Raw genomic sequence first — 15,081 nt, forward strand, 5'->3', positions numbered from 1 at the left:
GAGTCAAGGGGATCGGGTGTGCTCGTGAACAGGTCGTCTACTTCTTGAGCGAAGATTGCGCAGATCGACGCCCAGGCGTGCTTGACAGGGGGTCGCGATATGCGGCATGGGAGACATATCGTCACCAACTTCTTTAACATGAAGGCAACTTCACTGTCGCAACACCGATATACGGACGCGCCATGATGAACAACGTACGGCCGTGCGGGTGCCGTAGACCGGCCGGGACGCCAGACGGCGTCCCGGCCGGTTGCTGCTTTGTCCGTGTTTCGTCCGTCGCCCCGTCCGGGTCTGTTGTCCCCGGGCCGGGACTGCAGTAGACCTGCGGTGGGCACCTCCTGTGCGGGGCGCCGTGAACGACTCACGTACTTCGACACGGACGGGGGGCGAGCCGTGTCCACAGTGCGGGACAGCGTTCTCACCCGCGGCGCGCGCGGCCTCGGCGCGCTGATCTGCCTGCTGCTCGCCCTGCTCAGTGCGGGCTGGATCATCCGGGACCTGACCATCGCCCAGCACGGCGCGGATGTGTGGTGGGCCTGGCTCGGAGAGACGCCCAGGCCACGGGAGTTCACCGCCTGGGCCACCTCGGCGCTCGACCCGCTGCTGGTGCTCGGCGCGCTCGTCGCCGCGGTCGCCGCCCTGCGCACCGCCGTCCCCTCGTCCGTGGCCACGGGGGCCCTGCTCTCCCTGGCGACCGCCACCGCACTGCTGCGGACCCCGCTGGTGTGGATGCTGGGGGCGGGCTGGCTCCAGGGGCTGGACAGCGGTCTCACGGCGCGGGCACGGCTGACCGCCCTGACGCAACTCGCCCTGGCGGTCGCGCTGATCGTGGTGAGCGCGGCGGGGCGGCGGCCGGACGGGCCCGCGGGGCACGGTGCGCGCGGGCTGCCGGAGCCGGCGTCCTCGGCGTACGGAGTGGTCCGTGCGGTGCCGCACCACGTGGCACCCGGGGCGCCCGGCAGGCCGTTCAAGGGGCCGGCCGTCACCGTCGCCGTCCTCCTGGGCGCCGCCGGACTCGCCGTCATCTGCTGGGAGATCCGCTGGTGGGCGCAGCTCGGCGGGGACACCTACGGCAAGGGGCTGTTCGGCGACGCCTCCGTCTTCCGCGCGCTGTTGCAGCCCCCGGTGCACTGGCAGGCGCTGGCGCTTGCGCTGTCGGCCCTGGCGGCCGTGGCCGCCGCGCTGCGCCGGGTGGCCTGGGCCAGGCCGGCGGCGCTGACCGCCGCGGCCCTGCTGTCCGTGCACGGTGGCGTGGCACTCGCCTTCGCCCTGCGCACCGGGGAGTTGGGCCGCTTCGCCGCGCTGCCCGTCCGGGCCCAGTTGGAGGTGGGCACCGCGGCCTTCGTGGCGGCCGCCGGGCTGGCCGCGGTGATCGCGGCGGCCCGGCCCGGTGTCCCGGCGGCCGCACCGGACGCGGACGAGGTGCTGGCGTACGGCGCCGCCCCGGGCGAGGCGCGGCCGCCGCACGCCCCGCCCCCGCCGTCCACGCTCCCGCCCGGCTGGTGAGACGGGAGGGGGCGGGGATCGGCGGGGGCTCTCAGGGGGCGGGCGAACAGATCCCGTAGGGGGTGCGGGTGCCCCTGCGGAGCCACAACGGGGCAGGGGTGGAGGGTATTCCCGTGGTCAGGACGGCATTCCCAGTGAGCGCTTGAGGAAGTCGACCTGGAGGAGCAGCAGGTTTTCGGCCACCTGGTCCTGTGATGCCATGTGGGTCACTCCGGACAGCGGCAGCACCTCGTGCGGGCGGCCCGCCGCCAGCAGCGCCGAGGACAGCCGCAGCGAATGGGCCACGACCACATTGTCGTCCGCGAGCCCGTGCACGATCAGCATCGGGCGGTGCGGCTCCACCGCTCCGGACAGCCCCTCGTCCGTGATCAGCGAGTTCTCCGCATAGACCGCCGGTTCCTCGCCCGGGTGACCGAGGTAGCGCTCCTGATAGTGGGTGTCGTACAGCCGCAGGTCGGTCACCGGCGCGCCCACCACCGCCGCGTGGAAGACATCGGGGCGGCGCAGCGCGGCGAGCCCGGCGAGATAACCGCCGAAGGACCAGCCGCGGATGGCCACCCGCTCCAGGTCCAGGGGAAAGGAACCGGCCAGTGCCTGGAGGGCGTGGACCTGGTCGTCCAGCGCGTACTCCGCGACGCGCCGGGAGATCGCCTTCTCCCATGCGGGGGAGCGGCCCGGGGTCCCCCGGCCGTCCGCGACGATCACCGCGAACCCCTGGTCGGCGAACCACTGGGAGGTCAGATGGGCATGGTGCGCGGCGACCACCCGCTGGCCGTGCGGACCGCCGTACGGGTCCAGCAGCACCGGCAGCGGACCGTCGCCCTCCTGATAGCCGCCGGGCAGCAGCACCGCGCACGGAATCTCCCGTTCACCGGCCAGCACCAGCTGGGGGCGGGCGGTCAGGGACGGCTCCTCGGCGTACGAACCGATCGTGGCGAGCGTCTTCTCCCCGCCGTCGGGATCCAGCCGCACCACCTCCACCTGGGTGCCGGGCCGCTCCAGCGACGCCTGCGACAGCACGGTCAGCGCACCGCCGCGCACCGCGGACGACACCGTCGGGTACGGGCGTTCGCCCACCCGCTCCCAGCCACCCTGGTCACCGCTGCCGCGGAACCAGGCGCGGTAGACGCCGATGTCGTGCAGATCCCTGCCGCTCGCGGAGAACAGGACGTCGTCCTCGCCGATGTCCAGGACGGCCCGGACGTGCAGCGGCGCCCCGGTCAGCGGGCGGTCGCCGACGAACAGCTTGCGTGCGCCGCCCTCGTCCGCGATCCGCACCAGCCGGCCGTCCGGCGTCCAGGCCGGCACCCCGGGGAACGGCTCGACCCACACCTCGTCCTCGTCCTCGTGCACCGTCCGGGTCGCACCGGTCGCGGTGTCGACGGTCAGATAGCGCTGGTCGCGCTGGTCACGGGCCTGTACGAGCAGCAGCGGCGGCCCGGCCGCCGACCAGTGGACGCGCGCGAGATAGGGGTAGCGCTCGGTGTCCCAGGCGATATCGGTGCGACTGCCGTCCAGGCCGAACAGCGCGAGGGTCACCTCGGCGTTGCGGGTGCCTGCCGCCGGGTACGCGACCCGGGCGGGCTCCTGGTCCGGATGGGCGGGGTCGGAGATCCACCAGCGCTGCACCGGCGCCTCGTCGACCCGCGCGGCCAGCACCGCGTCGCTCTCCGGAGACCACCAGAAACCGCGGTAGCGCCCCATCTCCTCGGCCGCGACGAACTCCGCGAGCCCCCAGGTCACCTCGGGCCCGTCGGGCTCGGCCAGCACCCGGTCCGCCGGCCCGGCCGCTGCCGCGTCGCCGTCGCCCCCGTCCGTCGTGGTGGCGCCGTCCACCGCCACCACCCGCAGCCGGCCGTCCGCCACGAAGGCCACCTGCCGGCCGTCCGGCGACGGGCGGGGGTCCACCACCGGTCCCTGGACCGGGAGTTCACGGGTGGTGCCGGCGCGCAGCTCGGAGACGAACAGCCGGCCGGAGAGCGTGAACGCCGCCAACTCCACGGCGGAGTCGGTCGCATAGCCGACGATGCCCGCCGAACTCTCCCGGATGCGCTCGCGGCGGGCCCGCTCCTGCGGGGGGAGTTCCTCGTCCGCACCGGCCAGCAGGGCCTGCGGATCCGCGGCCGGGAACTCCCGTCCCTCTTCCAGGTCGAGCACCCACAACTGCTGGCTGCGATCGGTGCCCGAACCTGAGCGGAGGAAGGCGACGCGCGCGCCGTCGGGGGAGAGGGCATAGCTGCGCGGTGCGCCCAGGGTGAAGCGCTGCGTACGGGCGTATTGCCGCGGGAACGAAGGCTGTCCGGTCATGGTCCCGAGCCTAAAGGCTGTCCGGCCGCTCAGGGCCGGGGCACGAAATCCCGTCGTCCCGGCCCCCGGGGAGGATCGGCTCACCCTGGTCGCACCCGTGAAGATCATGTGCGCCCCCGCTCTGCTTCCGTGCTCCGACTTATGCGCTAGCGCGGAAAGTTATGATCCCTTGGGCGTAGTGGGTACGGGGTAAAGAGCCCTTGGCATACCCGGGTGCGCGGGGCGTGAAGTACGGCCCGGGCACCCTCAATCCTGTCCGGACCGTGAGTACTTGGAGGTGAGCCGCCGTGGCACTCTCGATTTCGGCGGTGGTGCTGCTGGCGATCATCGTCTTCTTGCTTGTCAAGAAGTCTGGACTGAAGGCCCCGCATGCCTTGGTGTGCATGCTGCTGGGCTTCTATCTGGCCAGCTCGTCCATCGCGCCGACGATCAAGCAGCTGACGACGAACGTCGCCGGCATGCTCGGGAACATCAAGTTCTGAGCAGCCCCCGGCCGGCCCCTCCGTCTGCGCACCCGTCCTCCGGGCGGGCGCGCGGACGGCGGCCGGGATCGCCTGCGGACGGCGGACCGGGCGGCTCGTAGGCTGTCGGCATGACCGATCAGCCCGCCCGTCCCCCGCAGCCACCCGCCGAGGGGAGCGCCTCGCCCGCCGCCTTTTCCCGGCGGCTGCTGCTGGTGCATGCGCACCCCGACGACGAGTCGATCAACAACGGCGTGACCATGGCCAAGTACGCGGCCGAGGGCGCGCTGGTCACCCTGGTGACCTGCACCCTCGGCGACGAGGGCGAGGTCATCCCGCCCGGGCTCGCCCATCTCGCCCCGGACCGTGACGACACCCTCGGCCCGTACCGCGCCGGCGAGCTGGCCGCCGCGATGGCGGCCCTGGGCGTCACCGACCACCGCTTCCTCGGCGGGCCGGGCCGCTACCGGGACTCCGGGATGATGGGCGCTCCCCAGAACGACCGCCCCGACGCCTTCTGGCAGGCCCCGCTCGACGAGGCGGCCGGCGAGCTGGTGGCGGTGATCCGCGAGGTCAGGCCGCAGGTCCTGGTCACCTATGACCCGGACGGCGGATACGGCCACCCCGACCACATCCAGGCGCACCGCGTCGCCATGCGCGGTGCCGAGCTCGCCGCGCGGGCGGATTTCCGGCCGGAGCTGGGCCGCGCGTATGCGATCGGGAAGATTTACTGGAACTGCAACCCCCGGTCCGTGGTCGAGGAGGGCTTCGCACGGCTGCGCGCGGCCGGCCACAGCTTCCCCGGAGTGGCCACGGCCGACGATGTGCCGGGCGTGGTGCCGGACTCCGAGGTCGCGGCATCCCTCACCGGCACTCCCGCGTACGCGGCCGCAAAGTCCGCGGCGATGCGGGCGCACTACACCCAGATCGCGGTCGACGGGCCGTTCTTCGCGCTCTCCAACGACCTGGGCCAGCCGCTGTTCGCCACCGAGCACTATCGGCTGGTGCACGGCGCCTCGGGTGCCGCGGACGGGGCCCGGGAGGACGATCTCTTCGCGGGTATCGGTGAAATGACGGGTATGGAGGAGAGTGCCCGGATCGAGGAGGCGGCGGAATGAGTACGGCGAAGGGCGGCGGGACCGCCGGTGAGGGAAACGGCGGCGCGGCCTCCGGCAAGGGGAAGCGGTCGCGGGCGGGCTCGGGCGGTGGGTCCGGTGCACGGTCCGGCGCTCCCGTGGCGCCGGTGGCCGGTCCCGCGCTGACCGCACCGCTGACGGCGGGACGAGTCGCCATATATGTGCTGCTTCTGGTCGCGGGCGTCCTGGTGGCGGGCGCCGGAACGCTGGTCCAAGCGGCCTGGTTCCCCGGCGGTTTGGTGCTGGCGCTGTGCGGCGTCGGCGGCCTCTTCTACGGGGGCGCCAGGGCGACCGGTACCTCCGCGGGTGTGCTGGTACCCGGCGCGGCCTGGCTGGTGACCGTGTTCCTGCTGCTCAGCAATGTCCGGCCGGAAGGTGACTTTCTCTTCGGCGCGGGACTCGGTTCGTACATCTTCCTGCTGGGCGGCATCGTGGTCGCTGTGATCTGCGCCACCGCGACGCAGCTGCGCCCTGTGGGCGTCCGGCACGGCCGAGTTGGCGGATGACGTGGTCCATACCGGGACGGATGCCGTGCGGGTCCGGGTGAAGGAACCGGGGCCCGGGGGTTCGCCCGGGGCGGCGGTGTTCGTACGCTCCCCGGGTGGCCGCCCGCGGCGGACAGTATGGTGGTGCGCGCCGTCGCGCCGCCCTGGGGGCACCTCCCGGCCTGTGGCCGGGGATCATCTCTGACGAGCGGCGGAGCCAACCGGGAGAACCTGCTTTGAGTCGTGAATCTGACAGTTCGTCCTCCGGCCCCCAGGGCCGTGGCGGAGCCGCGTACCCGTCCGGGACGCCGCCGTACGGCTCGCCCAGGGGAGAGGCCGGCGAGAAGCCTGCGCCCGGTGCCGCGGCGCAGCCGGAGGAGCCCAAGACCGAGACCACACTGACGACGCGGATCAAGATCAACATTCCGGGGTCGCGCCCCATCCCGCCGGTCGTCGTGCGCAAGCCCGTCGGTGAGGAGTCCGGCATGAACGGATCGGCTGGTTCCGGCGGTTCCGCCGGTTCCCGGGGCACCCCCCGCGCCGGTGAGCGGAACGCGGAGCGAACGGCGAACACCCCCCGGCCCGACGCGCCGGCGGACGAGGCCCCCGCGGGCGGCCCGTCCGAGAAGACCAGCGACTGGTTCGCGCCGCGCAAGCCGCAGGCCGGGTCCGCCGGTCCGTCCTCGTCCACCGGCTCCCACGCGGTGCCGCCCGCCCCGGGCGGTGCGACCCCGCCGCGCGGTCCGTCGGGCGCCGCCTCGCCGCAGCGCCCCGACCTGCCGTACTTCTCCGACAGCCCGGCCCCGCAGGAGGGCGGCTCGCCGTTCGACGGCGGTGCCAGGGCGGGCGGCGGTTCGCCGTTCGACGGTGGTCCGCGCGGTGGCGCCTCGCCGTTCGACGGAGCGACGCCCGGCGGCGGTTCGCCGTTCGACACCCCCGGCGGCCCCGCCCGCGACCACAGCCCGTTCGACGCCCCGGCGGGCGGCCCGAGCGGTCCGAGCGGTCCGACGACCGGCCCGGCACGCGGCACATCCGCGCTCAACCTCCCGCCCGGCTTCAGCGACCCCGCCACCGGCGGCACGCCCCGGATCGACGACACCGCGGAGCTCACCCCGCAGCCGCCGGCCCCGCTCGCCGGACCCGGCAGCGGCCTCGGCGGCAGCGGCGGCGTCACGGGCGGACGGCCCGGCGCCCCCAAGGGCCCCGGCGGCCCCAAGGGCACGGCGCCCGGCGCCCCCAAGGGCAAGCGCGGGACGAAGGGCCCCCAGGACGGCGGGCCGGGCGGCGCCCTCGGCGGCCGTGACCGGGTCTCCGGCGACACGCTGGTCAGCGGCATCCCGAAGGTCCCCGGGCCCGAGAAGCCGTCGTCCCCGTCGCCGTTCGCCAACGTCCCGGCCGGTGAGGGCGACAGCGCCGCCCCCAAGCCGCGGCCCAAGATCCCCGAGCCGATCAACCCGCCCAAGAAGGGCCGTAACAAGCTCGTTCTCGTGGGTGTCGCCGTCGTGGTGCTGGCCGGTGTCGCCTACGGCGCGGGGCTGCTGCTCGACCACGCCGATGTGCCCAACGGCACCACCGCGCTCGGTGTGGACATCGGCGGCACCACCAAGGAGGAGGCCGTCAAGAAGCTGGAGACGGCGCTCAAGGACAGCCGCACCGCGCCGCTCAAGCTCACCGTCGACGGCAAGTCCGCCACCCTCCAGCCCGCCAGGGCAGGCCTGGACATCGACCCGCAGGCGACGGTCCGCAGGGCGGCCGGCCGGGACTACAACCCGGTCTCCGTCATCGGCTCGCTGTTCGGCGTGCACCGCACGGCCGATCCCGCGGTGATCGTCGACGACGAGAAGCTGCAGATCGCCCTGCAGAACGCCACGGGCCCCGGGGGCGCCTCCGAGGACGGCGGGATCACCTTCGAGAACGGCAAGGCGGTGCCGCACTACGGCTCGCCCCACAAGGCGATCGACGTGGGCGCGTCCAAGAAGAAGGTCACCGACGCCTACCGCAAGCGCGCCGCGACCGGCAGCGACGCACCCGTGGTGCTGGCCGCCGGCACCCAGCAGCCGCAGGTCAGCAAGGCCGCGGTGGACAGGGCGATGAAGCAGTTCGCCGAGCCCGCGATGTCCGGTCTGGTGACGGTCCGTACGGACGCGGCGCACACGGTCTCCTTCAGCCCGCAGAAGTCCATCCCGAAGTTCCTGTCGTTCAAGATCATCAACGGTTCTCTGGTGCCGTACTACGACCGCCCGGCCCTCAAGAAGCTCTACGGCGACACCTTCAACGGCGTCATGGTGACCAAGGGCGACGGCTCCAAGCACCCGGTCAGCGTCGAGGAGGTGGCGGGCGCGGTCGGCAAGGCGCTGCTCGGCACCAGCCCGGCCGAGCGGATCCAGACCATCGCCACCGACGGCAACTGACCGCCACACAGCGCAAAACCGCAGGTGAGAGGCCCCGCAGGGCGCTTTCTCGGCAACTCCGAGAAGGCACCCGGGGGCCTCTCGGCCGTGTCCGGGGCGAGCGGACCGGCCGCCCCCGGTGCGGCGTGCGGCGGAGTCCCGCAGGCTGGAAGTGTTATGGCTGCCGACCGATCCACGGAGAGCCGCCGCCTCGCTCCCGTGCTGCTGATTCTCGCGATCCTCGTCGTCACCGTGCTGGACTCCACGACCGGCCCGGAGCTGCACATCTCGGCCTTCATGGGCATCGCCCCGCTGTACGCCGCGCTGCGCTGCCCGTTCCGGCAGACGCTCCTGGTGGCGGCCGTCTTCGTGGTGTGCCTGACCTACGTCGACATCTTCACCGTGCCCGACTGGGGCCTGGCCAGCCGGGTCGTCGGCATCTTCGGTGTGTTCCTGGTGGCCGCCTTCTCGCTGGTGCTGTGCCGCACCCGGCTGCAGCGGGAGGCGCTGCACGCCCGGACGCGCCTGGTGGCCGACACCGTCCAGCGGGCGATGCTGCGCGAGTTGCCGCTCAGCGCCGGGGCGGTCGACGCGTACGGCTTCTATGTCTCCGCGGAGGAGGGGGCCCGGGTCGGCGGGGACATCTACGAGGTCAGCGACACGCCCTACGGGCTGCGGCTGATGATCGGCGATGTGCAGGGCAAGGGCATGCCGGCGATCGGCGCGGGCCTGGAGGTACTGGTCGCGTTCCGGGAGGCCGCCCAGCACCAGGAGTCACTGGAATCGGTGGCGGAGCGCATGGAGCAGGCGCTGGCCCGCCACAACACCCGCTCGGCCGAGGAGGGCGCCGACGAGCGCTTCGTCACCGCGCTGCTGATGGAGGTGCGCGGCACGGACGGCGCGCCGGAGGGCCGGGTGCTGTCCTGCGGCCACATCCCGTACTACCTGGTGCGGCACGGCGAGGTCCACGAGCGCCGGGAGGGTGAGGGCGCGCTGCCGCTCGGCCTGGGAGCGCTCAGCGGCGAGCCCCGCCACAGCGTCCGGGTACACCCCGAGCCCGACGACTGGATCGTGCTGTGCACGGACGGGGTGACCGAGGCACGCGGCAAGGACGGCGAGTTCTACCCGCTCGCCGAGCGGCTGGCCGGGTGGACCCACCTGGAGCCCGCCGAGCTGGCCCGTACCCTCCGCGCCGACCTCGAAAGCTTCACCGGCGGCCGGCTCAAGGACGATGCGACCGTGCTGGTCGTCCGGCGCCGGACGCGCCCCGCCCCCGACGCTCAGTTGAGCATGGCCCGGGCCGCGGCGGCCTGACGCCGTATCGCGGTCGCCCCGGCCGGCTCGACGGCCTCCACCACCCGGGCGTACTCCTCCAGCTCGGCCGCCCCGGCGAGGAACTCACCGCGCTCGACGAGCAGTTGGGCACGCTCATGGCGCAGCCGCGCCGGATGGCTCGGCAGCAGCAGCGACAGCTCCAGTGCCCACAGCTGCACCGCACTGTGCTCCGGGCGGGCCTGCGCCCAGGCCCGGATGTTGTTGAGCATCCGCAGCACGATCTCCAGCGGATCGGCGGGCGTCATCATCCGCGCGCTCAGCGGCTCCCCGGTCGCCCCCGCGACCAGCAGCTCCGCGTCCTCGTCGGTGAGCGGCCGCCCGCCCGCGAACGGATCGGCCAGTACGTGGGTGCCGGCGGGGTCACCGAAGCCGACGACGAAATGGCCCGGCAGCGCCACCCCGTACACCGGGGCACCGGCCCGCCGCGCCACCTCCATCCACACCACCGACAGCAGGATCGGCAGGCCCCGGCGCCGCCGCAGCACCTCGTGCAGCAGTGAGGACTCCAGCCGCCGGTAGTCGGCGGGCGAGCCGCCGAAGCCGCACCGGGTGCCCAGCAGCTCGGCGAGATTGCGGGCCCAGGCCCCGGGGCCGCCGGCCGGGGAGTACGGGAGCAGTCCGGCCAGCCGGTCCAGCTCGATCTGGACCGCGTCGCAGCCCGCCTCGTCCAGCGCGGGATCGGCCTCGGCGCCGATCAGCAGGCACAGCAGCGCCAGGTCGGGCCGCTCGGCCCGCGCGGCCTCGGCGAACTGCTGCCGCCGTGCGGCGCGGGCGTCCTCCCGCTCCGGCTCGGATTCCTGGGGCATATCGGTGGGGTACCCGTTCAGCGCCGGCCGCCCGGCAGGGCACGCCGGTAGTGATAGCCGTGGTGGTCGGTGAAGCCGAGCCGGTCGTAGAACGCGAGGGCGCCCGCGTTGTCGGCCTCGACCTGCAGATACGCCGCCGAGGCGCCCTCCTCCAGGGCCCGCTCGGCGAGCGCCGCCATCACCCGCGTGGCCAGCCCCCGCCGTCGCGCGGCCGGGGCCACCTCCAGCGCCGCGAAGCCCGCCCAGCGCCCGTCGACGACCAGCCGCCCGATCGCCGCCGTCCCGCCGTCCGCGCCGTGCACCGTCGCGAACCACACCGAGGGCCCGCCGGTCAGCACCCGCAGGGCGGTCCGCGTGGTCTGTGCCGACGGGTCGGCCTCGCCGGTCCGGTTGTACAGGGCCAGCCAGTCCGCGCCGGGCTCCCGCGACAGGGTGACGCCCGAAAGGTCCGCCGCGGTGTCGGCGAGCGGCGCCAGCGCCGCGATGCGGACCGTGGTGTGCCGCTCGTCGGCCCAGCCGCGCTCCGCCAGCTCCGCGTCCAGCCGTGCGTCGGCGTCCTCCCGCCCGGTGGCGACCACGATCACCGGCGGCAGACCGCGCTCGTCATACCACTGGCCGATCCGCTCCAGTGCGGTCTCCAGCGGGACGCCGGGGTCGCCGAGCGGCAGGACGGAATTGGCGCGGCGGGTGAATCCTCCGGAGGCCCGCAGCGTCCACTCCCCGAGACGCGCCGTCTCCACGGCGGGCCAGCCGCGGGCCGCGACGGTCTGGAGCTCCAGGGCGGTGGCCGCGGGACCCCGCCGGCGGCCCGGCTCCCCCGAGGGGCGCGCGGCTCCGTGCCGGGGGGCGGCGGGGCGGTCGGGAACGACCTTGGCGGCCACCAGTGCGGACTCCTCGATCCGTACGGTCTCGCCGTTGCGGCATGTGATGCTCAGCACACCTTGATCCCAGGATGTGAGAACGCCGACCGCGTCGGTGAACGCGGGAACCCCCGCGCCGCCCCCGGTCAGACGCCGGACGGATACCCTTTTGCCCACGTCAGCACGGGTGATACGGACCTCCGCGCGTCCGCCGGCCAGGAATTCCATCGCTCAAACCGCCCCTCTTGTTCGTCTCGCGCCCGGGAACGGAGATACTAGATGGCGGGCATCGACGACGCCGCGCTCCCGCGCGCCCAGCGGCGGTACTGCCAATCGGTCCGCCGGCCCTACCGAGGAGGAACGACAGCGTGACCTACGTCATCGCGCAGCCTTGTGTCGACGTCAAGGACAAGGCGTGCATCGAGGAGTGCCCGGTCGACTGCATCTACGAGGGCTCCCGGTCCTTGTACATCCACCCGGACGAATGCGTCGACTGTGGCGCCTGTGAGCCGGTCTGCCCGGTCGAGGCGATCTTCTACGAGGACGACACCCCCGAGGAGTGGAAGGACTACTACAAGGCGAATGTGGAGTTCTTCGACGAGCTCGGCTCGCCCGGTGGCGCCAGCAAGCTCGGCCTGATCGAGCGGGACCACCCGTTCATCGCGGCGCTGCCGCCGCAGAACCAGTAACGACCCGAGGACCAAGGGGGAGCCTGCCCGCTCCCTCTTGCTCCCATGTCGTTGGGGGCACCTCCCAGTGTCAGCCACGGGAGGTCGCACGGCGCCGCCCCGGTCCCGTACGGCCTGCCGCCGTACGGGACCGCAGCATTTCCGCCGACGGCCCCGCAGCACCCGAGAAAGAGAGCACCGTGGGCGCAGCATCGTCTCCCCGGCCCGAATCCCCCCGCGCTTCGCTCCGCGACCGGCTTCCGGTTTTCCCGTGGGACCGCCTGGAGCCGTACAAGGCCACCGCCGCCGCGCACACCGACGGCATCGTCGACCTGTCCGTCGGCACCCCGGTGGACCCGGTCCCCGCGCTGGTGCAGCAGGCGCTGACCGCCGCGGCCGACAGCCCCGGCTACCCGACGGTGTGGGGTACGGCCGAGCTGCGGGACGCGCTCACCGGCTGGGCCGCCGAGCGCCTCGGCGCCCAGGGCCTGGAGCACACCAATGTGCTGCCGGTCGTCGGCTCCAAGGAGTTGGTGGCCTGGCTGCCGACCCAACTGGGCCTCGGCCCCGGCGACAAGGTCGGCTACCCACGGCTGGCCTACCCGACCTACGAGGTCGGCGCCCGTCTGGCCGGCGCCGAGCCGGTCGTCTACGACGACCCCACGGAGCTGGACCCCAGCGGTCTGAAGCTGCTCTGGCTGAACTCGCCGTCCAACCCCACCGGCCGGGTGCTGAGCGCCGACGAGCTGCGCCGCACCGTCGCCTGGGCGCGCGAGCACGGGGTCCTGGTCTTCAGCGACGAGTGCTACCTCGAACTGGGCTGGGAGGCCGACCCGGTCTCCGTGCTGCACCCGGACATCTGCGGCGGCTCCCACGACGGCCTCGTCGCCGTCCACTCGCTCTCCAAGCGCTCCAACCTCGCCGGCTACCGCTCCGCGTTCCTCGTCGGCGACGCCGCGGTCCTCGGCGACCTGCTGCTGATCCGCAAGCACGGCGGCATGATGATCGCGGCGCCCGTCCAGGCAGCCACCGTCGCGGCGCTCGGCGACACCGCCCATGTCGCCGAGCAGCGTGCGCGCTACGCCCACCGCCGCACCGCGCTGCGCGGCGCCTTCGAGGCCGCCGGCTTCCGCATCGAGCACAGCGAGGCCTCGCTCTACCTCTGGGCGACCCGCGACGAGCCCTGCTGGGACACCGTCGGCGATCTCGCGAAGCGCGGCATCCTCGTCGCCCCCGGCGAGTTCTACGGCACCGCGGGGGAGCGGTTCGTACGGATCGCCTTCACCGCCACCGACGAGCGGGTGGCCGCCGCCGTGCGCCGGCTGGCGGAGTGAGCCGCGGCTGACCACGCGCAGGGGCCCGGGGAGAGCGAACTCCCCGGGCCCCTGCGCGTCGTACGGGGACGGTCAGCGGCCGCCGAGCGGCAGACCGCCGAGCAGGCCCGTGGCGGGCGCCAGCAGGCCCTGCGGCGAGCCGACGAGTCCCTTGGCCGCGTCGAGCGGCAGCGTGCTGGTCGAGATGCCCTTCTTGGCGATCGGGCGGGCCACGCTCTCCGCCTTGTCGGCGGCGGCCTGGGTGATCGGCATGGCCTTCTTCACGACGGGGCCGGCGGTCTCGACGAGCGCCGGGGCGAGCTTCGTGGCCGCCTTGCTGCCGGCCGCGTTCACCAGGCCGACGCCGTCGCGCGCGGTGTGGTCGAGGGTTTCGCTGGTGTTCCGGGAGTCCAGGGGCGCCGTCAGCCCGCCGAGTGTCTTGGCGGCGGGCAGTTCCGCGGCGCTCGCGGAGCCGGCCGCAGCGACCACAGGAGCGGCACCTGCTGCAACGAGCAGGGCGGCTCGGGCGATCCGACGCGTAACGGGGAGGGACATGGTGCTCCTTTTACGGAGAAGGACTCGTACTTCTGACAGATGTGCCATATCCGCCTGGCGGACGCACTGACTACCGCGTCAGAACCCCGAAGGTTGCGGTGAACTCCGGTAAAGAGTTGGTAACGCGTCACATAATCGGCCCTGGATAAAGACGGGCAATATGTGCACGCGGCGGGGGATCGCGGAAACGTCACAGCCCTTTGCGTACAAGGGAATTGACCGGGTGCTCGCCTCACGCACGGCCAACTCCCGTTCCGTAAAAGGGAATTGATTGCGGTGCCCCTTCCGGGGGACCGGGCAAACTATTGCGCGGTGATGATACGAACGTGGTGCGCGGCCACCGCGGAGCCGGCCTGCTTCCGCTGCCAGCCCTTCCCCGCATCGTCCGCCGTCCACATCCGGCCGGCGTAAGAGATCTGTTCGATGCGCAGCTCGGCGGAGTGCGCCATCGCCCACATCGCCAGCTCCCAGCCGCGCCGCCCGGCATCGCCCGCGGCCGTGGGACCGGACTGCTGCACCGGTATCGTCACGCCGCTCCCGCCGCCCGCACCGCGGCCACCGGCGCCGCCTGTCCGCGGCAGCACCTCGGGGCCGAACTCCCGCACCAGCCGCTCCCGCACCGCCTTGGCGCCGCCCGCCGTCCCGTCCACCGGGCGGCTCTCGGTGCAGGTCATCGCGTCCTGGTCGCGGCCGGTGAGCGCCCCGGTCAGCCGTGCGGCGTTCGCCTCGTGCTTGGCATAGGCCTGCGGATAGCCGCTGCGCTGCACCTTCTGCGCGGCGACCGTCAGCGGCAGCCGGGAGTAGCCGGGCACCTTCGCCAGATGCCGGTAGAACTCCCCGGCCGAATAGACCGGGTCCATGATCTGCTTCACGGTGCCCCAGTCCTGCGACGGCCGCTGCTGGAAGAGCCCGACCGAATCCCGGTCACCGAAGTCGATGTTGCGCAGCCCCGACTCCTGCATCGCGGTCGCCAGCGCGATGGTCACCGCCCGCTCCGACAGCCCGCGTGAGGAGGCCACGGCCGAGATCGTCGCGGCGTTCGCGGCCTGCTCCGGGGACAGCTCGTAGGGCTTCGCCTCGCCCTCGGCGCGCACCGTGCAGTGCGGCGCCCCGGGGCCACCGGTCACGTACTGCACCAGGAGATAGCCGGCCAGTCCGATCAGTACGGCGACGGCTGCGGCGGTACGCCACAGACGGGCGCGGCGCTGGGGGGCTGAGGGCTGGGCTGACACGGGCCCACCGTACTGGAGTGCTGCCGA

The 15,081-nt window shown here is 73.4% G+C and carries 13 protein-coding genes; 8 read left to right on the plus strand and 5 right to left on the minus strand.

The window, feature by feature from the left end:
- The first annotated feature begins 393 nt into the window (after positions 1 to 393).
- Positions 394 to 1,506: a hypothetical protein gene (locus NUT86_RS26875; protein WP_274737976.1), complete on the plus strand. Its 1,113-nt coding sequence runs from the start codon at positions 394 to 396 to the stop codon at positions 1,504 to 1,506.
- Between the two features lie 117 nt (positions 1,507 to 1,623).
- Here the strand turns inward: NUT86_RS26875 and NUT86_RS26880 are convergent, their stop codons facing one another.
- Positions 1,624 to 3,813, minus strand: coding sequence for a S9 family peptidase (locus NUT86_RS26880; protein ID WP_274737977.1), 2,190 nt, complete (start codon positions 3,811 to 3,813; stop codon positions 1,624 to 1,626).
- 287 nt (positions 3,814 to 4,100) lie between these two features.
- Here NUT86_RS26880 and NUT86_RS26885 point away from each other — a divergent pair, with 287 nt between their 5' ends.
- From NUT86_RS26885 to NUT86_RS26905, 5 genes are all read left to right on the plus strand, one after another.
- Entirely contained in the window at positions 4,101 to 4,295 is a 195-nt protein-coding gene (locus tag NUT86_RS26885; protein ID WP_006603310.1) for a hypothetical protein, read from the plus strand.
- 110 nt (positions 4,296 to 4,405) lie between these two features.
- Positions 4,406 to 5,392: an N-acetyl-1-D-myo-inositol-2-amino-2-deoxy-alpha-D-glucopyranoside deacetylase gene (gene mshB, locus NUT86_RS26890; RefSeq protein WP_274737980.1), complete on the plus strand. Its 987-nt coding sequence runs from the start codon at positions 4,406 to 4,408 to the stop codon at positions 5,390 to 5,392.
- Positions 5,389 to 5,916 carry a DUF6113 family protein gene (locus NUT86_RS26895; RefSeq protein WP_148589694.1) on the plus strand — a complete coding sequence of 176 codons (528 nt, stop codon included), beginning with the start codon at positions 5,389 to 5,391 and terminating at the stop codon, positions 5,914 to 5,916. Before mshB ends, NUT86_RS26895 begins: the two co-directional genes overlap by 4 nt.
- A 215-nt stretch (positions 5,917 to 6,131) precedes the next feature.
- The gene (locus NUT86_RS26900; protein ID WP_274737982.1) at positions 6,132 to 8,306 is read left to right on the plus strand and encodes a hypothetical protein; all 2,175 of its coding nucleotides are present in this window, start codon (positions 6,132 to 6,134) and stop codon (positions 8,304 to 8,306) included.
- A 156-nt stretch (positions 8,307 to 8,462) separates the two neighbouring features.
- Positions 8,463 to 9,599, plus strand: coding sequence for a PP2C family protein-serine/threonine phosphatase (locus tag NUT86_RS26905; protein WP_159486324.1), 1,137 nt, complete (start codon positions 8,463 to 8,465; stop codon positions 9,597 to 9,599).
- Here NUT86_RS26905 and NUT86_RS26910 read toward each other — a convergent pair.
- Both NUT86_RS26910 and NUT86_RS26915 read right to left on the minus strand, forming a co-directional pair.
- A complete protein-coding gene (locus tag NUT86_RS26910; protein ID WP_159486322.1) occupies positions 9,566 to 10,426 on the minus strand; it encodes a transglutaminase family protein in 861 nt (286 codons plus the stop codon). The genes NUT86_RS26905 and NUT86_RS26910 overlap by 34 nt on opposite strands.
- A 17-nt stretch (positions 10,427 to 10,443) precedes the next feature.
- Entirely contained in the window at positions 10,444 to 11,514 is a 1,071-nt protein-coding gene (locus NUT86_RS26915; RefSeq protein WP_274737984.1) for a GNAT family N-acetyltransferase, read from the minus strand.
- Positions 11,515 to 11,654: 140 nt separating this feature from the next.
- Between NUT86_RS26915 and fdxA the strand changes: the two genes are divergently transcribed.
- On the plus strand, positions 11,655 to 11,975 hold the full coding sequence (gene fdxA / locus NUT86_RS26920) for a ferredoxin (RefSeq protein ID WP_018089397.1): 321 nt from the start codon (positions 11,655 to 11,657) through the stop codon (positions 11,973 to 11,975).
- A gap of 179 nt (positions 11,976 to 12,154) precedes the next feature.
- Positions 12,155 to 13,288, plus strand: coding sequence for a succinyldiaminopimelate transaminase (gene dapC, locus NUT86_RS26925; RefSeq protein ID WP_093637650.1), 1,134 nt, complete (start codon positions 12,155 to 12,157; stop codon positions 13,286 to 13,288).
- Between the two features lie 72 nt (positions 13,289 to 13,360).
- On the opposite strand, the gene NUT86_RS26930 is transcribed toward dapC, so the two are convergent.
- A complete protein-coding gene (locus tag NUT86_RS26930) occupies positions 13,361 to 13,822 on the minus strand; it encodes an ATP-binding protein (RefSeq protein WP_159486318.1) in 462 nt (153 codons plus the stop codon).
- A gap of 302 nt (positions 13,823 to 14,124) precedes the next feature.
- A complete protein-coding gene (locus NUT86_RS26935) occupies positions 14,125 to 15,054 on the minus strand; it encodes a heavy metal transporter (RefSeq protein ID WP_274737992.1) in 930 nt (309 codons plus the stop codon).
- Positions 15,055 to 15,081 lie beyond the last annotated feature (27 nt).

It is taken from the genome of Streptomyces sp. G7(2002), from assembly GCF_028870195.1.
GTDB lineage: Bacteria > Actinomycetota > Actinomycetes > Streptomycetales > Streptomycetaceae > Streptomyces > Streptomyces nigrescens.